The organism is Methylobacterium sp. 391_Methyba4 (genome assembly GCF_029691625.1).
Lineage (GTDB): Bacteria > Pseudomonadota > Alphaproteobacteria > Rhizobiales > Beijerinckiaceae > Methylobacterium > Methylobacterium fujisawaense.
Genome location: NZ_CP121475.1, coordinates 239788 through 263207, shown reverse-complemented (window position 1 = coordinate 263207; position 23420 = coordinate 239788). Strand labels below are relative to the sequence as shown.

Annotated in this window: 16 protein-coding genes; 7 read left to right on the top strand and 9 right to left on the bottom strand. The window is 69.6% G+C overall.

Annotation, left to right across the window (positions count from 1 at the left end; genetic code table 11):
• The first annotated feature begins 7 nt into the window (after positions 1–7).
• The gene (locus P9K36_RS01350; RefSeq protein WP_043755112.1) at positions 8–454 is read left to right on the top strand and encodes a PTS sugar transporter subunit IIA; all 447 of its coding nucleotides are present in this window, start codon (positions 8–10) and stop codon (positions 452–454) included.
• A 16-nt stretch (positions 455–470) separates the two neighbouring features.
• On the opposite strand, the gene P9K36_RS01345 is transcribed toward P9K36_RS01350, so the two are convergent.
• Genes P9K36_RS01345 through P9K36_RS01335 form a run of 3 tightly spaced genes read right to left on the bottom strand, consistent with a single transcriptional unit; the run spans position 471 to position 5382 of the window.
• Positions 471–1811, bottom strand: a complete 1341-nt coding sequence (locus P9K36_RS01345) for an NCS2 family permease (RefSeq protein ID WP_278307334.1) — start codon at positions 1809–1811, stop codon at positions 471–473.
• On the bottom strand, positions 1811–4546 hold the full coding sequence (locus P9K36_RS01340; RefSeq protein ID WP_043755109.1) for a molybdopterin cofactor-binding domain-containing protein: 2736 nt from the start codon (positions 4544–4546) through the stop codon (positions 1811–1813). Before P9K36_RS01340 ends, P9K36_RS01345 begins: the two co-directional genes overlap by 1 nt.
• Entirely contained in the window at positions 4543–5382 is an 840-nt protein-coding gene (locus P9K36_RS01335; RefSeq protein WP_278306486.1) for an FAD binding domain-containing protein, read from the bottom strand. The genes P9K36_RS01340 and P9K36_RS01335 overlap by 4 nt, the downstream gene beginning before the upstream one ends.
• A gap of 172 nt (positions 5383–5554) precedes the next feature.
• Between P9K36_RS01335 and pucL the strand changes: the two genes are divergently transcribed.
• From pucL to P9K36_RS01315, 4 genes are all read left to right on the top strand, one after another.
• Complete coding sequence (gene pucL / locus P9K36_RS01330; RefSeq protein WP_043755107.1) at positions 5555–6397, top strand: factor-independent urate hydroxylase; 843 nt, start codon at positions 5555–5557, stop codon at positions 6395–6397.
• 452 nt (positions 6398–6849) lie between these two features.
• Positions 6850–8334 (top strand): PAS domain S-box protein, encoded by a 1485-nt coding sequence (locus P9K36_RS01325; RefSeq protein ID WP_043356429.1) that lies wholly within the window; start codon positions 6850–6852, stop codon positions 8332–8334.
• Between the two features lie 1228 nt (positions 8335–9562).
• Positions 9563–11272, top strand: coding sequence for a methyl-accepting chemotaxis protein (locus P9K36_RS01320; protein WP_100793878.1), 1710 nt, complete (start codon positions 9563–9565; stop codon positions 11270–11272).
• A gap of 36 nt (positions 11273–11308) precedes the next feature.
• Entirely contained in the window at positions 11309–12262 is a 954-nt protein-coding gene (locus tag P9K36_RS01315; RefSeq protein ID WP_043755104.1) for a substrate-binding domain-containing protein, read from the top strand.
• Positions 12263–12433: 171 nt separating this feature from the next.
• Here P9K36_RS01315 and P9K36_RS01310 read toward each other — a convergent pair whose 3' ends face one another.
• Entirely contained in the window at positions 12434–13246 is an 813-nt protein-coding gene (locus P9K36_RS01310) for a universal stress protein (protein ID WP_043755102.1), read from the bottom strand.
• 192 nt (positions 13247–13438) lie between these two features.
• Here P9K36_RS01310 and P9K36_RS01305 point away from each other — a divergent pair, with 192 nt between their 5' ends.
• The gene (locus tag P9K36_RS01305) at positions 13439–14881 is read left to right on the top strand and encodes a cytochrome ubiquinol oxidase subunit I (RefSeq protein WP_043755101.1); all 1443 of its coding nucleotides are present in this window, start codon (positions 13439–13441) and stop codon (positions 14879–14881) included.
• A gap of 5 nt (positions 14882–14886) precedes the next feature.
• Entirely contained in the window at positions 14887–15900 is a 1014-nt protein-coding gene (cydB, locus tag P9K36_RS01300) for a cytochrome d ubiquinol oxidase subunit II (protein ID WP_043755099.1), read from the top strand.
• Positions 15901–16022: 122 nt separating this feature from the next.
• Here cydB and P9K36_RS01295 read toward each other — a convergent pair whose 3' ends face one another.
• The 5 genes from P9K36_RS01295 to P9K36_RS01275 all read right to left on the bottom strand — a co-directional run bounded on the left by P9K36_RS01295 (position 16023) and on the right by P9K36_RS01275 (position 23420).
• Complete coding sequence (locus P9K36_RS01295) at positions 16023–16847, bottom strand: alpha/beta hydrolase (protein ID WP_043382215.1); 825 nt, start codon at positions 16845–16847, stop codon at positions 16023–16025.
• 76 nt (positions 16848–16923) lie between these two features.
• Positions 16924–18237 (bottom strand): hypothetical protein, encoded by a 1314-nt coding sequence (locus P9K36_RS01290; protein ID WP_278306483.1) that lies wholly within the window; start codon positions 18235–18237, stop codon positions 16924–16926.
• Positions 18234–20015: an alpha/beta fold hydrolase gene (locus P9K36_RS01285; RefSeq protein WP_043755096.1), complete on the bottom strand. Its 1782-nt coding sequence runs from the start codon at positions 20013–20015 to the stop codon at positions 18234–18236. Before P9K36_RS01285 ends, P9K36_RS01290 begins: the two co-directional genes overlap by 4 nt.
• Positions 20005–22440 (bottom strand): beta-mannosidase, encoded by a 2436-nt coding sequence (locus tag P9K36_RS01280; RefSeq protein WP_043354845.1) that lies wholly within the window; start codon positions 22438–22440, stop codon positions 20005–20007. Before P9K36_RS01280 ends, P9K36_RS01285 begins: the two co-directional genes overlap by 11 nt.
• 8 nt (positions 22441–22448) lie before the next feature.
• Positions 22449–23420 carry a DUF1839 family protein gene (locus P9K36_RS01275; protein ID WP_043755094.1) on the bottom strand — a complete coding sequence of 324 codons (972 nt, stop codon included), beginning with the start codon at positions 23418–23420 and terminating at the stop codon, positions 22449–22451.

The window sequence follows — 23420 nt, the reverse complement described above, 5'->3', positions numbered from 1 at the left end:
TTGCGCGATGACCGTGGACCAGATCCTCATGCCGGCCGACGCCCTCGTCGGCCTGCGCATGGCCAGCAAAGGCGCGTTGCTCGAGGAGCTGGCCCGCCGTGCGGCCGGCGCCCTCGGCCTGAGCGCGGGGGCGATCCATCCGGCGCTCGTCCGGCGCGAGACCCTCGGCTCGACGGGGATCGGAGACGGCATCGCCCTGCCGCATGCGCGCCTCGACGCGGTGACGCGCCCGTACGGGATCCTCGCCCGGCTCCGTGAGCCGATCGATTTCGAGGCGGTCGACGACCGGCCGGTGGACCTCGTCTTCCTGTTGCTGCTCCCCACGGCCGCCGAGGGCGAGCCGCTGAACGCTCTGGCCTGCGTGGCACGGCGCCTGCGCGATCCCGAGGCCGCCGCGGCCATGCGTGCGGCGCGGGATGCGGCGGCTCTCTATGAGGCGGCGATGCGCCGGTAGCCGTGCGGCCCGGTCGTCAATGCGCCCCGCCCGTCTCGACGAACTTGAACAGGAACACCGCCGCGATCACCCAGACGATCGGCTTCACCTCCCGGGCCCGGCCGGCGAGCAGCTTCAACGCCGCGTAGGTGATGAACCCGCAGGAGACGCCGGTGGCGATCGAGTAGGTGAAGGGCATCAGGAGGGCCGTCACGCAGGCCGGCACCACCTCCGTGAGATCGTCCCAGTCGAGCTCCACCAACTCCCGCAGCATCAGGCAGGCGACGTAGAACAGCGCCGGTGCCGTGGCGTAGGCCGGGACGGCACCGGCCAGAGGGGCGAAGAACAGGCAGGCGAGGAACAGAACCGCCACGGTGGCGGCCGTCAGCCCCGTGCGGCCGCCCTCCTCCACGCCGGAGGCGCTCTCCAGATAGGCCGTGGTGCTCGACGTGCCGAGAAGCGCGCCCGCGAAGACCGAGACGGAATCGGCCATCAAGGCCCGGTCGAGGCGGCGCATCCGCCCGTCTGTCAGGAGCCCGGCGCGGTTCGCCACGCCCATCAGCGTTCCGGTGGCGTCGAACAGCTCGACCAGGAACAGGACCAGGATCACGTTGAGCAGGCCCGCCGAGAGCGCCCCCGGGATGTCGAGGGCAAAGAGCGTCGGGGTGATGGAAGGCGGGAGGGCGACGACACCCTGGAAGGTGTTGCCGGCGAACACGAAGCTCAAAGCCGTCACCGTCAGGATGCTGGCGAGCAGCGCCGCCCGAACCTTCCGCGCGGACAGGACGGCCACCATCAGGAAGCCGACCACCGCCAGGATCGTCTCGGGCTTGTGCAGATCGCCGAGGGTGACGAGGGTTGCGGGGTTCGCCGCCACGAGGCCGGCATTCTTGAGCGCGATGATCGCCAGGAACAGGCCGATCCCCACCGTGATGGCGATGCGCATGGAGCGCGGGATCCCGTCGACGATGAGCGCGCGCAGCCCGGTCAGGGTGACGATCAGGAAACACAGCCCCGAGATGAACACCGCCCCGAGGGCGGCCTGCCAGCTGAAGCCGAGTTGCTGGACCACCACGTAGGTGAAGTAGGCGTTGAGCCCCATCCCGGGCGCGAGGGCGATCGGGTAATTGGCGTAGAGCGCCATGATCAGCGAGCCGAGCGCCGCCACGAGGCAGGTCGCCACGAACACGGCGCCCCGCGGCATGCCGGCATCCGCCAGGATGCTCGGATTGATGAAGACGATGTAGGCCATCGTCAGGAAGGTGGTCAGCCCCGCCAGCACCTCCGTGCGCACGCTGGTGCCGTGCTCGGCGAGGCGGAAGGTGCGCTCCAGAAAGCCGGGTTTGGCCGCCGGCGTGGCATCCCGCGGGTGATCCATCACGAGAGCCCGGTCCCGCCGGCCGCCACGGCCCGGTAGATCCTGTCGGGGGCGAAGGGGGTCGCGGTCAGCCTCGCGCCGGTCGCGTCGCGGATCGCGTTGCCGAGCGCCGCCGCCACCGGGTTGAAGGGCGACTCGCTCATCGACTTGGCGCCGAGGGGGCCGACGCTGTCGTACGTGTCGGCGAACAGGACCTCGGTGTCCGGCACGTCGGCGCAGGCGGGGATGTGGTAGTCGCGGAATGTCTGCGTGATGAGGCTCCCGTCCGTACCGACGCGGACCTCCTCGTAGAGCGCTGCGCCGATCGCCTGCGCGACGCCGCCCTCGACCTGTCCGCGGCACTGCATCGGGTTGATGACCCGCCCAGCATCGGCGGCGTGAACGCTCCTCAGGATGCGCACCATCCCGCTCACGGGATCGACCGCGACCCGGAAGGCGTGGACGTTGAACGCCACCGAGCGCGGGCTGCCGTCGGCCCGGCCGGCCGCGTCGAGCGGTCCGATCGCCGCGAGCGTCACCGGCCCGGCCGGCGTATCGACGACATCCCCCGCCACGCGGCAGGAATCCGGGGACGCACCCGCGATTTCCGCCGCCCGCGTGCAAATCCGGACCGCGAGCGCCTCCGCGGCGCGGAGCGTCGCCAGACCCGCCACAACGGTCCCCGTGCTGCCATAGGCGCCGGTATCGTGGCCGACGCCATCGGTGTCCGCGCCCGCGATGCGAACGCGCTCCGGCGCGACGCCGAGTGCCGAGGCCGCGATCTGCCGATGCACCGTGCTGGTGCCGTTGCCGAACTCCGCCGTCCCGACCCGCACGGTAAAGTGCCCGTCGGCGTCCAGGCCGACCCGCGCATTGGCATGGTGGCCGCGCGGGGGAATCGTGTCGATCATCGCCATCGCCATGCCGGTTCCGCAGCGCCAGCCGGCCTCCGGCTCCGGTCCCGGATCGGCTTGCAGCGCCTCCTCGACCAGGGTCAGGCACTGGTCGAGGCCGTAGCTGCCGAACACCACGTCGTGGGGCTCCAGGCTGCTCGACACCAGGGCGTCGCCCGGCTTGACGGCGTTGTGCCGCCGCAGCGCGAAGGGGTCGAGGCCGAGCCCGCGGGCGACCTCGTCCAGGGCGGATTCCAGGGCGAAGATGGTCTGGCTCAGCCCATAGCCCCGGAAGGCCCCCGCCGGCAGCGTATGGGTGTAGACGGCGCGGCCATCGACCCGCTTGTTCGGGCAGACATAGGCGGCCAGCACCTCGTTGCAGGCGTGATGGATCACGCCGCCGGCGTGGTTGCCGTAGGCGCCGGTGTCGGACAGGACGTCCAGGCTGAGCGCCGTCAGCGTGCCGTCGCGCCGGGCGCCGACCTTCACATCCACCCGCATCGGATGACGCGTCGTGGTTCCGACGAACTGTTCCCGGCGGGTCAGCTCCCAGCGGACCGGCCGGCCGGTGTGCAGGACCGCCAGGGCGACGAGATCCTCGGTGAGCATCTCCTGTTTGCCGCCGAAGCCGCCCCCGACCCGGGCGCAGACCACGCGCACCGCGTCCTTCTCCAGGCCGAACAGGTCGGCCAGCGCGTCCCGGGTCAGGAACGGCACCTGGGTGCTCGTGCGCAGCGTCAGGCGGCCGTCCTCGGCGCGCCATCCGATGCAGCCATGGGTCTCCATGGCGGCGTGCTGGACGCGCTGCGACCGGAACGTCCCGGCATAGACGAAGTCGGCTTCGGCCAAGCCGGCCTCCACGTCGCCAACCGCGCCGTGGACCTCGCCGGCGAGGTTGGGGTGGCGTCCGAGGGGCGGCGCATCCTCGCCCGGGCCGTCGCGGGGATCGTGGACCCGGGGTGCGTCGGGCTCCAGGGCGCGGCCCGGATCGAGGAGCGCCGGGCGGACCTCGTAGGTGACCTGAAGGGCCCGGCAGCCGGCCTCGGCGGCCGCTTCAGACTCCGCCACCACGGCGGCGACGCGCTGGCCCACGAAGCGCAGGATCGGGTCGAGCACCCGCGTGTCGGACGCATCGTCCCGCGGATCCTCGTGGCGGCCGGTGGAGAACCGGCGCGGCGGTGCGTCCGCATGGGTCAGCACGGCCACGACCCCCGGGACGGCGCGCGCTGCCGCGGCGTCGATCGCCACGATCCGGGCATGGGCATGGGGCGAGCGCAGGACCTTGAGATGGAGCGTGTCGCCGAGCGGGGCGTCCAGGGTGAAACGGGCGCGACCGGACACCACAAGCGGCGCAGCCGGCGCCGGGCAGTTCCGCCCGACCGGATCTCCACAGCTGCCGCGCTCCACGGACCTTGCGCTGCCCGCGATGGCCTCGCGGACGGCGCGGTAGCCGGTACAGCGGCAGAGATTGCCCTTGAGGGCGATGCCGAGATCCTGCTTCTGCCCCTGGTCGAGCCTCGCCGCCGTCATGATCATGCCCGGCGTGCAGAACCCGCACTGGAAGCCCTGGGCGTCCAGGAAGGCCTGCTGCGTCGGATGGAACTCGGTGGGCTCGGGATCGTCGGGATGGCAGGGACCCGCCAGGCCTTCGATCGTCGTCACGCTCCGGCCCTCGGCGCGGAATGCCGGGACGAGGCAGCTGTGGACCGGCTCGCCGTCGAGATGGATCGTGCAGGCGCCGCAATCGCCAGCGTCGCAGCCCTTCTTGACGCCGAACCAGCCCGCCTCGCGCAGATAGGTCCGCAGGCACTGTCCGGCCCGCGGCGAACCCTCGTGCATCGCGCCGTTGATCATAACCTTCATGACGCGGCTCCCGGCGACGGCGCCGCGTCGAGCGACGCGCGGATCTCCTCGGCGAAGTGCCGGGTCATGTGGCGGCGCCAGTCGGGCCGGCCGTGGACATCGTCGTGATAGAGGGCATCCGGAATCGCAGCGTCGAGGGCACGCGTCAGCGCATCCGGACCCGGCAGCCCGTCGAAGGTCAGGCGGAGCGGACGCGTCACCGAGGCCGTGACGGTCAGCGCGAAGGCGCCGTCCGCGGCGCGCGTCCCGATGAGCAGCGCGCCGGAACGGCCGTTCGGGCTGAGGCTGACGCGGCGGAACGCCGTGCGGCGCGCAAGGGCAGCGGCCGGCATCGAGAGGCTGCGGAGGACGTCCCCCGGTCTCAGGGCATTGCGCTGCGGACCGAGGACGAAGTCGATCACCGGGACGTGGCGCTCGGTCCCGTCCGCGGACCAGATCGTGCAGGTCGCGTCCAGGGCGGTCGCGAGGGCGATCATCGGGCCGGCCGGGAGGGCGAGGCAGACATTGCCGCCGACCGTGGCCACGTTCCAGATCTTGAAGGAGCCGAGCAGCGCCCGACAGCACTGGCCGACCAGGGGCGCCGCGTTCCAGCCCGGCGGCAATTCCAGCCGGTCGAGCTGCGCGATGGTGCAGGTCGCAGCCAGCGTGAGGCCGCCTGCGTCGATCGTGTGCGGCGGCCAGCCGAGGGTCGCGAGGTCGATGAGGCGCCGCATCCCGACCTGCGGCTCGGAGAACAGCCACGTGCCGCCGCCCAGGCAGGCATCGCCGTCCTGCCAGGCGGGCAACTTGATCCGGCTGCGCGGACGCAGGACGGTCTCGATGGTGTTGAGGTCCATACCCCCTCGCCGGTCCGGCGCCGGTTCGGTCCGGCCCTTCACTATGCCGGCCGATATGAGGCACCGGTCAAGCCGCGGCGGTGCCGGGGAACCTTGGCGCCCCCGCCCGCCTCGGCCTAGGATGAATCAGAATCGCGTGAGATGGCCGGCTGCGGCCCGCTCGGAGATCCCCATGGCCCTGACGGCATCGCGCTACGGCAAGGAGCGGGTTCGTGTGCTGCGTCTCGCCCGCGACGGCGAGCACCATACGCCGCGGGAGCTGACGCTGTCGGTCATGCTGACCGGCCGCTTCGAGGCCGCCTGGACCACGGGGGATAACCGCGCCGCCATCGCCACCGACAGCATCAGGAACATCGTCAACGTCACGGCGGCGCAGAACCTGACTCTCGACGCGGAAGCCTTCGTCGCCGCGGTCGCGCAGGTCCTGCTCGAGACCTATCCGCAGATCGAGGCCGTCGCCATCGAGGCAGAGGAGATCCGCTGGCTGCGTCACGCGATTGCGGGCGCGCCGCACGGGCATACCTTCACGCGGGACGGGAACGGCACCGGCTTCGTGGCGCTCACCGCCAGCCGAGCCGGTTCGACGCTGCGCTCCGGCCTGCGGGGCTACACCTTCATGAAGACGACCCAATCGGGCTGGTCGGATTTCGTTGCGGACCGATACCGGACGCTGCCGGATACGACGGATCGCATCGCCGCCACCAGCATGGATGCGACCTGGACCTGGGCGTCGCCCCCTCCCGATTGCAGCGAGGCCAATGCCCGCATCCTCCAGACGCTGCTCACTGTCTTCGGCACGACCTACAGCCAAGGCATTCAGGACAGCATGTACCGGATGGGTGAGGCCGCGCTCGACGCGGTTCCGGAACTCGCCGAGATCGGCTTCGTGATGCCCAACAAGCATTACCTGCCGATCGACCTCACTTCTTTCGGCCTCGACAATGCTGGAACCGTCTTTCTGCCGACGGACGAGCCTGCCGGTCGCATCGAGGCGACGATCGGCCGGACCGCCTGACGTCCCTCGATGCGCGACGGGCCTGGAAACGGCGCCCGTCCGTCGGCGCTCCCCGGCGACAGCGGGACCGCCGCCTGCAGGGCGGATACCGGTTGCTCCGCGCCGGGGCAGAGCACGGCGCGTCAGTCCGCCGGAAAAGCTCACGCTGCGCACAACGCAGGATTGTCCAAGATCAAGCCCTGAAACGTAAGGGCACAATCTTTGGGCGATGACTCGGGGTTTATTGAACAGTCCGTTCTCGCCGGTCATCGCGTGCGATTCTGATGTTGAGAGGCGGGCCCTTAACGGCACTGAAACGGTCCGCGCCTATGAAAGATGCCGATTGGCTGGGGCGTCGGTGAGAACCCAAGGTCGTTTGGGACGCTAAACGACGCCTGGACTAGTTAAAAGCCAGCATCGACCGTGCTGTTGCGCGCTTCTGCCGCACTGCGGTCGTGATATGTGGAGGATCAATGTTCGAGGGACTCAGGACTCGGAACGACCAAGCCGCAAAACTTGCAGCTTTGAGCCGATCCCTTGCGACGATTGAGTTCGCGCTCGACGGCACAATTCTGGACGCCAACGAGAACTTTCTCGCGGCCATGGGCTACACGCTCGCGGAAATCCAGGGCCGTCACCACAGCCTGTTCGTCGAACCGGCCGTGCGAGAGAGTGAGGACTATCGCCGTTTCTGGGAGAGCCTGCGGCACGGTACGTTCGAGAGCGCCGAGTACAAGCGCCTCGCCAAGGGTGGCCGCGAGGTCTGGATCCAGGCAACCTACAATCCGGTGCTCGACGCGGGCGGCAAGCCGGTGAAGATCGTCAAATTCGCCACCGACATCACGGCGCAGAAGCTGCGAACCCTCGATCTCGAAGGGCAGATCACCGCGCTGCATCGCTCGCAGGCCGTCATCGCCTTCTCCCTCGACGGCACCATCGTCACCGCCAATCCCAATTTTCTGACCGCGGTGGGTTACGAACTGGACGAGATCGTCGGACGCCATCACAGCCTGTTCGTGAGCGAGGCCGAGCGCACCAGCGAGGCTTACCGCCTGTTCTGGGCTGCGTTGGCGCGCGGCGAATTTCAATCCGGGGCCTTCAAACGCACCGGAAAGGGCGGTCGCGAAATCTGGATCCAGGCGACGTACAACCCCATCACCGACGTGGACGGGAAGCCGATCCGCGTCGTCAAATTCGCCACCGACATCACTGCGCAAGTCCATGAACGTCAGCAGCGCGCGGCCGCGCAGCGCGCGATCGGTGATGAGCTCGACGCCATAGGCGGCGCCGTGGCGGACGTCACGCGCCAAGCCGACGAGGCGGTCACGCGCGTCGGCCGCGTGTCGAGCGACATCCAGTCGGTCGCCATCGGCGCGGAAAAGCTGTCCGCGTCGGTGGACGACATGAATCGGCAGGTAAACCACGCGGCGGATGTCGCGGGACAAGCCGTGGAACAGGCGCAGCGCACCGGTCAGATCGTGACGGGGCTCAGCGAAAACGCCACCCAGATCGGCGATGTCCTCGGCCTCATCTCCGGGATCGCTGCCCAGACCAACCTGTTGGCGTTGAACGCGACCATCGAGGCGGCGCGGGCCGGCGCGGCCGGACGCGGCTTCGCGGTGGTGGCCACGGAGGTGAAGACCCTCGCCGCCCAGACCGGCCGGGCGACGGACCAGATCCGACTCCAGATCGCCTCTACCCAGTCAGCAACCCGTGAGGCCGTCGACGCCATCGACGCGATCCAGGGAACGATCCATACGTTGAACACGGTATCGTCCACCCTCGCGGCTGCGGTGGAAGAACAATCCGTGGTCATGCGGGCGATGTCCGGCAGCATGCAGACCGCAGCGCAGGATGTGTCCGCGATCTCGGCGGGCATGAACACGATCGCGCAGGCCAGCGCCCGCGCAGACCGGGCGACGCGTCAGGTCCGGGAAGCTTCGCGCGCCTTCGGCTGAAGGTGGAAGGTCCGAACGTCGCGCGGGTCAAACACTTCCGCCGCTATCCGCACGCGCGTCGGCACTCGCGTACGACGGACCGCCCATCCGGAGCCGGACGAAATTGGTGGCTCATTCGATATCGTGCGCCGCAATGAGCTGTATTTGAAGCAATTTGGTCAAACGACTTTGCAGAACGAGACCTTCGGGCTCGCGCGCGGGTCCGACCAGCCGGACTTCGAGCGTCGACGGCAATGTCGCGGATGACGAGACAGCTCAACTGCACCGGCTGTCCGCACGGCAACCGGCGGTGCGGGCTGATCGGGTCTGAGCCCCTGTGCGTCTCGCGTCTGAAGAGCGTGCCATAGGGCAATGCCGGCGGCCGCCCAGAGGGTGGGCCATACGCTACGCGCCGGGCCTCGGCTGCACACTTGTCCCGGGCCGGCTTACCCGGCGGCAGGCCCTCGCCTACCCGTCACCGCAGTTCATGAGCGGGAGACGGATGCGTGGTGGAGCGAACCTTGCGCAAGGCAGGTCGGCTGAAGCGGTTATGGCCGGGGCGGGCATCGCCCCTTCCGCCGGCGCCGCGTTTGCCGACCCCGGGTAACCTCCCTGAACCGCCCCCGCACCGCGGATTTACGGCATCGGAATTGATCGCGATGGCGCGCCAAGCTCGGGCTGCGGACAATGAGGCGGATCCGGCGAAATCGGCGAGCGTTTCTTGACGTCACACACGGTTCGCCGGGAGATGATCCATGGGATTGGTCGCCTTCATCGTCTTCGTGTGCCCGTGGATGGGCTTGGCCGGCCTGTTGTGGATGCGCGCCCAGCAGACCAAGCCGCTCTGACCTCGGTGCAGACGCAGCCTCGCCCGGCGTTGGCGGGGTAGACTGAGCGACGCATCTGCGGCGCTCGGCAGGCGGCGCGGCCGATCCGGCGTGCAAGCGATGTGCGGATGGGATCGGCGGCGTGCCGCAGCGCGACGCGCGGCGTGTGCCGCCCACAGGCAGATCAGATTTGCGACGCGCGACACTCAATCTGCGGAGATCGTCCGCCCGCAAATGAGACGGTCATCTGAATAGTAATAGATGCGAATATAATTATATTTTCTTGTTCTGTCTATATTTTACGAGGCAAGTATGTTTTACTATAATCTTCATCAAGTATAACAACTGTATATATACGGGCGTTGATTTTGGAGAGATTATTGCATAGAAGATAGTCCAATGATCTTATCGGAAATCATTGGATGCATGTGCGTCTGTCATTTCTTGGGCTGCGGCGTGAATTAAGCGTTCGATTGATCGTTATTGCATTTGCCGTGACGATGTTCAGTGTTCCGATTGGTATTGGATTGGTCTCGGCAGTCCGGATCGGCATCGTCGAAGCAGCGAGTCGCACCCTGGCCGGTGAGATCAAGGCCACGACCCAGCTCGGCACCATCAAGCAACTGAGTCAGGAGCTTCGGACGCTTGCGGTTCTGGCGCACGCTGCGCCGACTGAGGAGGCCCGTCGTGAAAGCTTCGTCAAGATCGACGCGGCGCATCGATCGCTCTCGGCCGCCTGGAGCGCGTATCTTCCGACCGTTACGGCGCCTGATGACCAAAAGCTGGCGCAAACTCTGCGCGTAGCTTGGCAGCACGTCCTCGCTGTCGGGGCCGAGGCGGCCGCCCTCGACCGGGCCGGGGAACGCGAACTCGCCGACCAGGTCCTCTCGACGGTGCTGGAGGCCAATGCGGCAGCGCTTCTGCAGGCGGTCGACGCGTTGCTCATGAACCGTCAAGGCAGGATCGCCGAAGAAGCCAAGACCGTCGATACAACCGGCCGGATGGCGTGGTGGGCGCTCGCCATGGCCGTGTCGGCCTCCGCACCGATCAGCCTCGGGCTGGCGTGGATCGTCCTGCGCCATGTCGTTCGACCGGTGTCGGCTATAACCGCCACCCTGCAGCGATGGGCGGAGAACGGGTCGACGGTTCCGATCTCCGCCCTGATGCAGGACGTCGAACTCGGCGCGATGGCGGGGGCTCTCAGGGCCTGTGAGAACAGGATTCGGCACGCCGAACGCCGCGAAGAGGAGGCGGCCCGGGTGCAGGCGCACCGTGAACAGCAACGCCGTGAGGCGTTTCGCAACATGACGGAGCGGTTCGAAGCGGAGATCGGCGGGGTTGTCGAGACCGTGTCATCCGACTCGGCGGAGCTGCGCGCCACGGCCGAGAGACTCTGCGAGATGGTCACGTTGACGACGAGTCACGCGGCGACGATGGCCGCCGCAGCCCAACAGGCTCAGTCCGACGTCCGGCGGATTGCCGCCGCTACCGGGGCGTTCAACTCTGCGGCCCACGAGGTCAATCGCCAAGCCGAGATCACGGCGTCTCTGGCAGGTGGCGCGGCGGTGGAGGCGGAAGAGACCCTCTCGCGTGTTCAAGCCCTCAGCGGCGCCGCGGACCGGATCGGCGATGTGGTCCGCATGATCACCAAGATTGCCGCCCAGACCCATCTCCTCGCCCTCAATGCCGCGATCGAAGCCGCGCGGGCCGGTGAGGCAGGGCGCGGATTCGCGGTTGTGGCCGCCGAAGTGAAGACCCTGGCGGGACAGACCAAAGAGGCCACCGAAGTCATCGGCCGGCACGTGGCCGAACTGCAGGGATCGACTGTCGAGGCGACGTCGGCGATCGCAGGCATCACCGCCCGGATCGCCGATATGAGCCGGGCGGCGGCTTCGATCGCCGTCGCCGTCGAGCAGCAGGGCGCTGCAGCGCGGGAGGCCGTCCAGATCGTCATCCCCTGTACCGCCGACGCCGTGGAACCCGGCTTCGACATCACAGGAACAACCGATCCGGCCGCGGAGGCCGACACGGTCGCGGCCGGCATGTTGGCCGCGGCCCGCAGCTTGTCGCGGGACGCCGAACGTCTCGGCGGCGAGATCGCTGGCTTTCTCGACAATGTCCGCGCGGCCTGACGCGGGGCACGGAACGACAGGAACGGAGCGAGCGTGATGGGCCGGACAGATCGGGCGCAGATGCGCTCGCGCCTGCGACGAGCCGCCTGGGCCGGGGCTCTCGCCGTCATCGTCTGCGCGAAACCGGCGTCTGCCACCACGATCGCCGTTCTGATGACTCCGCCGGCGGCCCTCACCCGCCTTCTGCACGACAGCCTGAAGGAGCACGCGGTGGCGCGCGGGATAACGGTGCATTTCGACTATGCGCCGGAAGGCGCGGGCGCGCAGCAGATCGCGCAGGCCCGGCACGTCATCGCCGAGAAGGTCGATGCGCTCGTGGTGAGCCCTGTCGATCCGTCGGCTTGGGCCGCGATCATCCGGCTGGCGCAAGAGGCGGATGTTCCGCTGGTCGCCGTCAACGGCGCACCCCGTTCGGCTTGGTTCGCCGGACGAGTCGCCTTCATCCAGCCGGATGACCTCGTCGCCGGGCGGTTGCAGATGCGCAAGCTTGGGCAGATGCTGGACGGGAGGGGCCGCGTGGGGATCCTCGCGGGCTGCACGTCGCACCCCGGGTCGGCGCCTCGCGCCGAGGGCGTGAAGGAGGTCCTGGCCGAATCCCCGGGCCTCCGGCTGGTCGCGGAGGCGGCGGTGGACTGCGACCGTTCGGCGGCCCGAGCCGCCGTGGCCGATTGGCTCGCGCGGAAGCCGGCCATCGATGCGATCGCAGCCGTCACCGACGAGATGGCGATCGGTGCTGCCGAAGCCGCGGAGGCGGCCGGAATTCCGGCGGGCCGGATCCTGATCGGGGGCGTGGATGCGACCGCCGCCGGGATGCAGGCCATGCAGGACAAACGGCTTGCCGTAACGATCCACCAGGATGCGAGCTTACAAGGCCGTCGTGCGATCGATGATGCCCTGGCTTTGATCCGGCATGAGCCGGTGCCGCAATTCGACTGGGTGCCGTCCGAACTCGTCACGGACCGGATGTCGACAACCCACTTCTCCCGCTAGAACCGGCGCGGACCTCTCCCGTCCGGTGTCGCGTGGCGTACCGGCAGGCCGCGCCTGCGGAGCATGGACGCGGCCCGCACGGTCATCCGCTCGGGTCGCGCGGATGATCCGGCTCCGTCTGGCGACGTGCGGATGACCGATCCCCGACGACGAAGCATCGCCGCAGGCCCGTCAATGCGCCATCAGGCAGCAGACCTCGGTCGCGTGAAGGATGTGGCGTGTCGCGCCGCCGAAGATCCATTCCCGCAGGCGTGAGTGGCCGTACGCGCCCATGACGATCAGGTCAGCCTGCTGGTCGTGAGCAAAACGAAGGATCTCGTCGCCATCGCTCACCGTCGGAGACAACAGATGCGTGGCGACGGACGCGCCGTGGAGCGCGAGATGAGCGGCCACCTCGTCCGCGCCTTCCAGGCGGGCGCCTTCGCCCGCCGTGGCGACGAAGACCCGATCCGCCGAGCGCAGGAACGGCAGGGCCCCGGCTACCGCCCGTCGCGCCTCCGGCGAATCCTTCCAGGCCACGACGATGCGCCGGCCCGGCTCCCCTCTGACGCGCGGGGGAACGACGAGGACCGGCCGTCCGGCCTCCATCAGAACCGGCGCGATCGCCACGCCGAACGGCCCGGGGTCGATCTCGCTCTCGCCGGCCCGGCCGACGACGATCAGGTCGGCGGCACGGCCCTTGTCCACGAGATGAGCGGACGGCCGGTCGAGGCCGCCACACCAAGCGGTCCGCGGTGCCGCGCCTGCGCAGCGCGCGAAGATCGCCTGCGCCTGCTCAAGGTCCACGAGGACTTCGGCCTTGAGGCGCTCGTGCTGGGCCTGCGCGTCGCGGATGTCATGGGCAAACAGGGGGGCCGGCACCTCGGCGGCGGCCGCGCCGGTCAGCGTCGCATCGAAGCGGCGCGCCAAGGCCGCCGCCAGCCGCACGCGGTCGGGCGTCGATTCCGCGAAGTCCACGGAAACGAGGATGTTGGCATAGGACATGGCGGTCTCCGCGCGACCGACACACGGCCCCGACCAGAGCCGTATGGTCGGTGGGAGGGGCCGCAGCCTTGATCCAGCGCAATCGCCACCGCACCGGCTTGTCGGATTCGCGCGCTCCGGCCTTGAGCTGAATCAACGCGGCAGCGCTCAAGCTGCGGCACATCCGGCCCGTTCGTCCCCTGGGAGACCGTGATGTCCGCTCTCGAACTGCCGAGCGCAGTCGATCTCGCGCGAGCCCAATTCGCGCTCACCGTCGTCTGGCACTTCCTGTTCCCGGCCTTCACCATCGGACTCGCGAGCTATCTCGCGGTCCTCGAAGGCTTCTGGCTCAGGACCGGCGAGGCCGTCTATCTGGATACCTATCGGTACTGGCTCCGCGTCTTCGCGGTCGCCTTCGCGATGGGCGTCGTCTCCGGACTGGTCATGAGCTACCAGTTCGGCACCAACTGGTCGGTCTTCGCCGACCGGACGGCGCCGGTGCTCGGCCCCCTGCTCGGCTACGAGGTTCTGACGGCCTTCTTCCTGGAGGCGGGCTTCCTCGGCGTCATGCTGTTCGGCCTGGAGCGGGTCGGCAAGGGGCTGCACTTCCTGGCGACCTGCCTCGTCGCCTTCGGCACGTTGACCTCCGCATTCTGGATCCTGTCGGCCAATTCCTGGATGCAGACCCCCACCGGCCACGCCATCGGGCCGGACGGGCGCTTCGAACCGGCCGACTGGCTGGCGATCATCTTCAACCCGTCCTTCCCCTACCGCTTCGCCCACACGGTCACGGGCGCCTATCTCACCACCGCGATGATCGTCGGGGCGGTGGGGGCGTGGCATCTGCTGCGCAACCGGAGCAATCGCCAGGCGCGGCTGATGTTCTCCATGGCCATGTGGATGGCCGCCGTGGTGGCTCCGGCCCAGCTGGTGATCGGCGACCTGCACGGCGGCAATTCCTACGCGCACCAGCCCGCCAAGGTCGCCGCCATGGAGGGACATTTCGAGACCGAGCGCCGCGCCCCCGCGATCCTGTTCGGCTGGCCCGACGCGAATGCGGGCGTGGTGCAGAATCGGATCGGCATCCCCGGTCTCGCCAGCCTCTATCTGACCCACGACCTCGACGGCGAGGTTCGCGGTCTCAGGGACATCCCGCGCGATCAGTGGCCGACCAACCTACCCCTGGTGTTCTGGTCGTTCCGGATCATGGTTGCGCTCGGCCTTCTGATGATCGCCCTGGGTCTAGCCGCGCTCTGGCTGCGCCGTCAGGGGCGGCTGTACGACACGCCGTGGCTTCACCGCTTCGCCGTCGCCATGGGGCCGTCCGGATTGATCGCCGTCACGGCCGGCTGGACGGTCACGGAGGCGGGCCGTCAACCCTTCACCGTCTACGGCGCGCTGCGCACCGTCGACAGCGTCTCCCCGGTGGCGGCCCCGGCGGTCGCGGCCTCCCTGGCGGCCTTCGCGGCGGTCTACCTCGCCGTCTTCGGCGCCGGCATCTGGTACCTCCTGCACCTGTTCAACCAGACGCCGCACGTCCATGAGCCCGGGCCGCCCCCGGGGCAGCCGATCCGCACCGCCGGCATCACGCCCGCGCCCGCCCTGGTCTCCGGCACGCCCGGCGCCGGCCGTCCCCTCGCCCAGCCCGCGGAGTAGGCCCGATGTCCCTCGATCTCACCCTCATCTGGGCGTTCCTCATCGCCACGGCCGTGTTCCTCTACGTGGTGATGGACGGCTTCGACCTCGGGGTCGGCATCCTGTTCCCCGCAGTCCGCGGCAAGGCGGATCGGGATCTTATGGTCAACACCGTCGCCCCGGTCTGGGACGGCAACGAGACCTGGCTGATCCTCGGCGGCGGCGGTCTGTTTGCAGTGTTCCCCCTCGCCTACGCCACTATCCTGCCGGCGCTCTACATGCCGCTGATCCTGATGCTCCTGGCCTTGGTCTTCCGCGGTGTCGCCTTCGAGATGCGGTTCCGGGCGGCCACTCTCCGAAGCCAGCGCGCCTGGGATCGGTCCTTCTCGTGGGGCAGTTACGTGGCAACCTTCTGCCAGGGCATCTGCCTCGGTGCCCTGGTCCAGGGCATCCGGGTCGAGGGCCGCGCCTATGCGGGCGGCTGGTGGGACTGGCTGACCCCATTCTCCGTGCTGACGGGCATCGCCCTAGTGGGCGGGTACGGCCTGCTCGGTGCCTGCTGGCTCATCTGGAAGACCGAGGGTGAACTCCAGCTCCGGGCCTATCGGCTGGCACGCCAACTCGGCTTCGTCACGCTGGCGGCCATTGCGATCGTCTCGGCCGCCATGCCGATCCTGAGCGACGCGTTCCGGGCCCGGTGGCTGTCCTGGCCGAATATCGCGCTGGCTGCCCCGGTTCCCGCCCTGGTCGCCGTCCTCGCCTGGCGCTTCTTCGTCGCTCTCGAGCGACGCGCCGAGGTGACGCCGTTCCTGTGCGCCCTGGGTCTGTTCCTGATGTCGTATATCGGGCTCGGGATCAGCCTGTGGCCGATGATCGTACCGCCGGCCATCTCGATCTGGGATGCGGCGACGCATCCCAGCAGCCAAGCTTTCCTGCTGGCCGGTGCCGTCGTGCTCGTGCCGATGATCCTGGTCTATACAGCCTACGTGTACTGGCTGTTCCGCGGCAAGGTCGCGGCGGGAGCGCCGGGCTATCACTGAGGCTGGCGCAGGTCGCATCGCGACGGCACTGGGAGGATAGGCCGGCGCGTCTCGGACCGGCCCGCGCTCATTGGCCAAGCGAAGCCGATCGGGGCCTCGGCGGCTCCGTCGGCTCGGGCGCATCACGGCCCGGCATGGGCCCCCTTGATGAATCGCGCGACGTCGTCGGCGACCGGGAACCGGAGACTGAAGGGAAAGCTGAGGGCATGAACGATCTGGCCATGGCCCAGGCCGGGATAGATCTTCATGGTCTCATCACCGGCGAAGGCCCGCATGGCTCCGTCGAGCGCCAGGGTCCCGGCCGGGTTGACGTCGAGATCGGCCGCGCCCGCGGCCAGCAGCATCGCAGGATGCCTGTCCGAAGCATGATTGATCGGCTGCAGAGTGGGATCGCTGCCGACGAAGACCTCACGATCCAACGGCTCCATCAGCGCCGCGCTCGCATAGGGGCCCGCCAATCCGACGATGCCGGCGAGCTTCGCTGGGCTTGAGCCGGCCTGCTCCAGCCATGTTGGATCGAGACCCAGCATGGCGGCGGCCCACGCGCCGGAGGAATGGCCTACGACCACGACACGCCTTGAGTCGCCGCCATATTCGGCCGCGTGGGCGATGGTCCAGGCGACCGCGGCGGCATTGTCCGCCAGGATGTCTGACAGTCCGACAGCCGGAACGTGGCGGTAGTCCGGGATCACGGCAACGAAGCCCCGCCGCGCGAAGGCGGCGCCGACATACGCGACCTCATCCTTGGACCCGCTCCGCCATCCCCCGCCATAGAGGAAGACAACGACCGGACGCGCCCCCCGCGCGGCCGACCGATAGATGTCGGCGCGGTGCTCGATCCCGTCCGCGTAGGCCACCCCCTTGGTCACATGCACCTCGAAGGGCGCAAGCACATTCAGAACTGCGAGGGTCAGACCGACGATCTTATCGCCCAGATAGCTCAGCATGGGATCGATTTCCGCGAACGTCGGAGGGGGGCGTGTGTCGGTCTGCGGGCCGGTCCCGGGCCCGGCAGGATAGGTTCTATGTCAGCTCGATCACGCCGAGGCGGTCGGTGACCTGGACCGGCACGCGCCTGTCCGCCGGAAGGTTCGCGACGGTGACCGATCCGTCGTCATCGAAGCGATGCAGCCTGACTTGCCGCGGCTGGCGCGACAGACGGATCTCGGCGGGACGCGCGGGCGCATCCGGAAGCGGGATCCGGTTGCGCCGATCCCAGCCGTCGAGGCCGAGCCAGATCGGAATGAGCGTCGCCCCGTCCTGTCGTGCGAACCGTGCGAAGACGAGATCGGGCACTGCAGCGGACAATGTGACGTCGCGATCGGCCGCAACGGCGGCGACCGTGCCGGCATTCGCTCCGAACAGTCGGACGAGGCTGCGAACCGCCCGGAAGGCGGGGGTCGGCCGGCCGTCGTGAGCGAGGAGGCCGAAATGGCTTTCGGGGTCGGCGTCGCCGCGATCGAAGCTGGCGATCAGCTCGTAGAGGTAGGTGCGGCGTACCCCCTGCAGATAGCTCCAGAGCAGCATCCGCGGAAGGTACCGGGCCCGGAGACCGGCCGAGATCGGCAGATGGGCGCTGCCGGTGGCAAGCGCCGTGTGGTAGCCATTCTCGGTCGCCAACACCGGAGCATCGCCGAAGACCGGACGGGATGCCGCCATGAAGCGGGCGAGGCTGCCGGCGCCATCGGTTTCCGGGGGCTCCGCGCCGGGATAGGCGTGGATGTTCGCGAAATCGATCACGGCCGCAAGATTCTGCGCCGCTGCGACGTTGCCCTGGATGTAGCTCGGCCCGGCGACCCGGACGGTTCCGGCCCGGGCATCCGCCCGCACGGCGCGGAACAGGGCGGCTTGGTGCGCGGCCGACTGCCCCGCCAAACCGGGCCGCGTCGCCACCGGGGGCTCGTTGCCGCCCTCCGCCACGACGAGTCCCGCGCCAGCCCAGCCTGCGATTTCGGCGAAGCGCTCCGGCGCTACCCGCGGCCCCGGCGTGAGCCCGTCATAGAAGATCAGGCTGAAGCGGTAGCCCCGGCCGGCCAGATCCGCGATCCGTTCGAATTGTCCAGCCGGCTCGTCGCCGGTGAGCACGATATCGTCGCGCAGATGGCGGACGCCGAGATCGTCGAGGGCTTCAATGCAGGCCGCAAAGCGCTCGACATACGGGCTGCCACGATGGCCGAGATGCACGTTCACGCCGATGGAATCGATCAGCGCCTCGCACCGATGCAGCGGCTCCGCCGCCGTGGCACGCCCTGCCGCCAAGGTACCTGTCGCGAAGGTGCCCGTCGCGAGGGATCCCGCTGCCAGGGCGAGCGCCGAACGGCGCGTGAGCCGTGTCATGTCCGGCCCGCCAGGGTGAGGACACGGCCGGGCTTTGCGGAAACCGCCGTGCCGGAGCGCGTCGCCTTCGACCGTTGCACCGCCTGCAGAAGGTCGTGGAGCGCCTCGGCGAGCCTGGCCTGGGCCTCGCGGGATCCGAAATTGTGGTCCACGCCCGGAACGACCGTCACGGGCGCGCCGAGGCGGCGGTCCGCCTTCCCGGGCGAGCGTCCCAGGTGGCGGCGGAGCGCCGCAAGACCGGGATCGCCGGCACTGTAGAGCAGGCGGATCTCGGCACCCCGGCGGCGAAGGGCCGCGATCCGCCGGGCGGGTGATCCGCCGGGCGGGCCGGGGCGTATGGCCCGGCGCATCCGGCGGAACGCGGCATCGATCCCGCGCCGGGCCAGCACCGCGGCGATCGCGCCGATCCGGATCTCGCCGCGGATCAGCCGGCGCCACGTCGCGCCCCGCTTGAGCAGGGCCGCGTAGGTGGAGGCGCTCCCGAAGGTTTGCCGGATGACCTGGTCGAGGTCCTGATCCGGATCCCAGTCGAAGCAGTAGAGGTTGAGCAGGAGGGCCCCGTCCACCCGGCTGTCCCGGCAGAGGGCGTGCAAGGCCGCGTAGGCGCCGCTGCAGCCGCCGACGAGCAGGATCGAACCGCCCGTGCCGGCGATCTCGTCGACGGCCGAGATCACATCGGCGAATCCGTCCGCCGCGAAGAGCGGCTTGCGGCCGTCCGCTCGATCAGCGCTGTCGCCGATGCCCCGCTGATCGAACCGAAACGAGCCGATTCCGTCGGCGGCGAGACGCCGGGCGAGATCGGTGGTCTGGCGTCCCCATCCGGAATGCACGCTCATGCCGGTGGAGACGAACACGATCGTGGGTGCATTCGCGTCGGCCCGGTCCGGGCGGCACCGGATGCCGAACAGGCCCCGGGCGAACCGCACCGGCTCCTCCTCCCAGCCCGACCCGGTCAGATGCGGCGAAGCCAGGGCGCCGACGGCCGTTCCGCTGCGCGTCAGGCCGCTGTCTCCCGCGCCCGCGGTCGCGAAGGCGATGACGCGCGCGAAATCCGCCGCCGGGACATCGGAGAAGATCGGGTCGCCGACGAGTGCGGCGAGACCCGGGAACGGCCCTGTCGCGACCGTGGAGCCGAGGGTTTCGAGGCGGGCGGCCAGGGTCCTGGTCTCGGGTGCCAGGAGCAGCGCGCGCCGCGCCGGCGCCCGTTCGAGACGTTCGAGGTTGAGGGTGGCGAGCTCATTGAGGACAACCGATTCCATCCGGAAGCCACCGACGGTGAGGCTGTCGGCCTCCTGCGATGGGACCGACCCGTCCGGCAGGCGCCCGATGGTCTGCGCCCGCAGCCGCATCTCGCGCAGATAGGCGCGCCCGGTCGTGACCGGTGCCAGCAGCACGAGGCCTTCCACGGCCTCGACCTGGGCCGCCAGGGCCGCGAAGGTGGCGCCTAGGCGCAGACCGATGAGGACGATCTCCGACACGCCCGCCGTTGCGCGCAGGAACTGGACGGCTCGCCGGATCGCCGCGACGCAGGCCAGGATCCCTCCGGCTTCGGGATCGGCCGAGTCGCCCTCCCCCGGGTAGTCGAAGCGCAAGGTCGGGCAGCCCGCCGCGGCGAGGCCTTCGGCCAGCGAACGCCAGGGTCTGTGCGCGGCCATCTGCTCGAAACCGCAGGTCCCGCAGAGGACGACGCCGCGCCGTCCGGCGGCCGGATGAAGCCACCCGAACAGACCATCGAACGTCACCGGCACCGCGGCGTCGGACTCGACCTCAGGCGTCATGACCGAATTCCACGATCTCGCTGCTGTTGATCGCCCGCACGCTCCCGCGCGGCAGCCGGGCGGCGTCCGCGAAGGCGACGATCCGGCTCGATCCCGGCGCGAGATGGAATCCGCTCTCGACCGGCCACACTCCGGAGGCTTGTACTTGGACGCTGCAGGCGAAGCGCGCGGTGCTGATCCGCAGACCCGGACCCTCCCCGGTCGCGACCGGTTCGGCCCGCAGGCCGACAGCCTCACGGAGGACTGGTCGCAGGCCAGGGAAGTGGAAGCTCTCGGCGATCACGCGGCCGTCGGCATCGCTCAGCCGGGCATGCGCGAGATCGTGGATCCGTGGCCCAAACCGGTAGCTGTCCGTGGTGTCGAAGAATCGGCCGAGAACGGCGGCGGAAGAAAGCGTGAGGGCCGCCCGCGGGCCGGCCGTAAGGACCCGCTCGGCCCGCGCTGCGACCCGCCCCCCGACATCGCACAGGGTCAGCCTCAGCGTCAGGTCCTGGGCCGCTGCCGTCTCGTTGAGGACGTGAACGTGAAGGCCGTCGAGGCCCTCGTCGGTGAGAAGGACCTGGACCGGACGGAAGGCGCGCTTCAGCGCATACCAGGCCGATTTCGGCCTCTGCGTCCAGTCGATGACGCCCCAGCCGGCGCCGGGTCCGAGGTCGCGCAGCATCAGGACGAGGCCGCCGGCCGTCGGCGAGCGCGGACGGCGCCACTCCGCGAAGGTCGCCTCCATCACCTCGGCCACCGCAGCACGGCCGAGTTCGAGGTAGCGGTCCGGATCTTCGACGCGCAGCGCCGCCGGATCGACGCCGTAGAGCAGGGCGACATAATGGTCGCGCACCGTCTCGAAGTCCCAGTCGGCCCCCCGGTCCCGGGGGATGCCGGCCGGCCAGAGCGGATCGGCCGGTCCGGTCGGTCCCGGCGTGCCGGGTTCGGGCGGATTGGCGAAGGCGAGGCATTCGCTGGCGAAGCCAGGTTCTGCCCGGCGGGCATCCTCCAAGGGCCGTCGATAGGCGCCGACGCCAAAATAGTGGGTGCAGCCCCCGCGCGGCGAGAAGGGCAAGTCGCCGCCGGAGGGCGAGTTCGGCACGACGATGAGATCGGGTCGCAGATCCGCCGCGCGCGCCGGCAAAGTCGTCGCGCAGAAGGTGTCGGCCCAGACGGCCCGGGGCGCGCCGAGCATCGCCGCCTGCTGCCAGACTTCGCTGCCCCCGCACAGCACGCAGAGCGACGGCGCGGTCTGCGTCCGCTCGAGAAACCCCGTCAGCTCGCAGTCGAGTTGGGACGCGAAAGCCGGGTCCGCGTGCGGATAGTCGAAATTGGCGAGCATCAGGTCCTGCCAGACCAGAATGCCGAATTCGTCGCACAGATTGTAGAAGTCGGAATCCGGATAGAGCGTCGTACCCGGGACGCGCAGCATGTTCATGCCGGCCGCACGGGCGCGCATAAGCAGCGTTCGGGTCCCGTCGGAGCCCAGCCCGACGAGATCCGGCGGCGTCCAGACGGCGCCCCGGCAGAAGACCGGCACGCCGTTCACCGCCAGCGACAGGCCGTCCTCGAACGGACGGGTGAGCGTCAGGCTTCGGAAGCCGACGCGGCCGAGGTCGAAGCGTGCGCCGTCGACGCGCACCTCGACCGGGTAGAGGTTCGGCACGCCGTGGGTGTGCGGCCACCAGGGCGCGATGCCGGGAAGCGCCAGCGCGCCTGTGAACAGGCCCGGCTCGACCTCGGTCAGAGAAGCCTCACCTCCGCCGCACGCGAGGATGACCGAGTCGGTCCGCCCGTCGATTCGCAGGCGGACGGCCAGGTGGCCGATGTCGCCTTCGAGGGTCGAACGCACATCCGCGGCCGCCATGCGGGGTCGGACCGGCCCGACAGTCAGCGGTCGGAAGGGGCCGACGTGGTCGATCTCCGGGCACCAGCCCGGCATGAAGCCGAGGACGCTGGTTCGCAGATGGCGCAGCGATCCGGGCGTGATCATCCGGGGCCGCCAGCGCCCGCGCTTGGCCGGTCGGTCGAGTTCCTCCCGGAGCGCACGGAAGCAGAGCACCAGCTCGGAGACGCCGCCGAGTTCGACATCGACGGTGGGCGCCTCGAACATGGAGCGGGTGCAGAGGATCGGCGCGCCGTCGAGCCAGACCTCGGCCAGGGTGGCGAGCCCTTCGAATCGAAGCCGAGCCGGGCCCGCCCCGGCGATGCGCGACCGGTACCAGACATCGCGATCGTGGATCGGCTCCGGCGCGGCCTCGCTCCAGCGCCCGGCGGCCCGCAGGGCGGCGGCGGCGGTGCCCGGAACGGTGGCGGGGATCCAGCCGGTCACGGCGTCGAGGTCAGCGGGGCCCGCACAGGCGCCCGGCGGCGTGACGGCGAGCATCCAGGGCCCGAACTGGACCTCCGGCGCACGCTCGTCGACGCAGCGGATGCGGGCCATCGCGGCTCTCAGCGGTCCAGCGCGCGGTCGAGGTCGGCGAAGACGCGGTCGTAGGTCGCCGCGAGACGGTCGAGACGCAGTGCCAGTCCTTCGGCCGAGCGACGGTGGAAGGCGCGGGCAAGCTGGAACTGGAAGGCCTTCGCCTCGCGGCTCACATCCGCGGCGGCCGCGGCCGCTGGCGCGAACCCACCGGCATCCCGCGCCTCGAGCCACGAGAGATGACTGGCGAGCATCTCGAAATTGGCGCCGAGCTGGCGCGTCGTATTGAAGGCGTAGGCGTGGAACACGCTGAGCGGCCGGCACACCAGATCCCCGGCCGTCGCCGCCAATGCGTCGCGGAACGCCAGGACAGGATTGCGGCGGGGCGCCCGGGCGCGATGCCGGACGAGCAGCGCGCGGGCGGCCCCCGGCAGGTCCGCGGAACTCAGGGGCGAGGCGACCGACTTCACGAACTCGGCGTAGGGCGGCAGCAGCGCCGGCGCAAAGATCCCGGCATAATCCGCCCCCGACAGCCGGAAGCGCCCGGCATTGTGAAGATAATCGAGTTCCTGGGTCACCGGGTCGAGGGCCAGGATACCGATCGTGGTCTTGGCGTGGTCCCGGCCGTAGGTCGTCCCCTGGGTATCGGGCAGATAGATCGCGTCGACTTCGACCAGCACCGGGCGGCCGGCCTCCGCCTGACGCACGGCATGGGCCTCAAGGCCCCCGTAGACCGCGAGTTCCAGCACCTCCAGCCCGTAGAGCCGCTCGATGTCGCCGGGCGGCGGCTTGAAGAAGGTGAACTGGTCGCCCTCGAAATCCTGCCGCAGGGTGAAGCCCAGCATCGCCTCGGGCACGAGGCCGCGTCCGTGCAGGAGCTCGATCCAGAGGTCGACGTAGCAGTTCGTCTCCGGCCAATCGCGGCCGGACCCGTGGAGCGGGTGCTGGACGTAGGGTCCCGCGGCTCCGAGACCCTCCGGCCGGCGCAGAGCGGCGGTCAC

Bases quoted from the DNA above. Each gene is read 5' to 3' on its own strand.
- P9K36_RS01350 (WP_043755112.1), top strand. From the start codon at position 8: ATGACCGTGGACCAGATCCTCATGCCGGCCGACGCCCTCGTCGGCCTG.
- P9K36_RS01345 (WP_278307334.1), bottom strand. From the start codon at position 1,811: ATGGATCACCCGCGGGATGCCACGCCGGCGGCCAAACCCGGCTTTCTG.
- P9K36_RS01340 (WP_043755109.1), bottom strand. From the start codon at position 4,546: ATGAAGGTTATGATCAACGGCGCGATGCACGAGGGTTCGCCGCGGGCC.
- P9K36_RS01335 (WP_278306486.1), bottom strand. From the start codon at position 5,382: ATGGACCTCAACACCATCGAGACCGTCCTGCGTCCGCGCAGCCGGATC.
- pucL (WP_043755107.1), top strand. From the start codon at position 5,555: ATGGCCCTGACGGCATCGCGCTACGGCAAGGAGCGGGTTCGTGTGCTG.
- P9K36_RS01325 (WP_043356429.1), top strand. From the start codon at position 6,850: ATGTTCGAGGGACTCAGGACTCGGAACGACCAAGCCGCAAAACTTGCA.
- P9K36_RS01320 (WP_100793878.1), top strand. From the start codon at position 9,563: ATGCATGTGCGTCTGTCATTTCTTGGGCTGCGGCGTGAATTAAGCGTT.
- P9K36_RS01315 (WP_043755104.1), top strand. From the start codon at position 11,309: ATGGGCCGGACAGATCGGGCGCAGATGCGCTCGCGCCTGCGACGAGCC.
- P9K36_RS01310 (WP_043755102.1), bottom strand. From the start codon at position 13,246: ATGTCCTATGCCAACATCCTCGTTTCCGTGGACTTCGCGGAATCGACG.
- P9K36_RS01305 (WP_043755101.1), top strand. From the start codon at position 13,439: ATGTCCGCTCTCGAACTGCCGAGCGCAGTCGATCTCGCGCGAGCCCAA.
- cydB (WP_043755099.1), top strand. From the start codon at position 14,887: ATGTCCCTCGATCTCACCCTCATCTGGGCGTTCCTCATCGCCACGGCC.
- P9K36_RS01295 (WP_043382215.1), bottom strand. From the start codon at position 16,847: ATGCTGAGCTATCTGGGCGATAAGATCGTCGGTCTGACCCTCGCAGTT.
- P9K36_RS01290 (WP_278306483.1), bottom strand. From the start codon at position 18,237: ATGACACGGCTCACGCGCCGTTCGGCGCTCGCCCTGGCAGCGGGATCC.
- P9K36_RS01285 (WP_043755096.1), bottom strand. From the start codon at position 20,015: ATGACGCCTGAGGTCGAGTCCGACGCCGCGGTGCCGGTGACGTTCGAT.
- P9K36_RS01280 (WP_043354845.1), bottom strand. From the start codon at position 22,440: ATGGCCCGCATCCGCTGCGTCGACGAGCGTGCGCCGGAGGTCCAGTTC.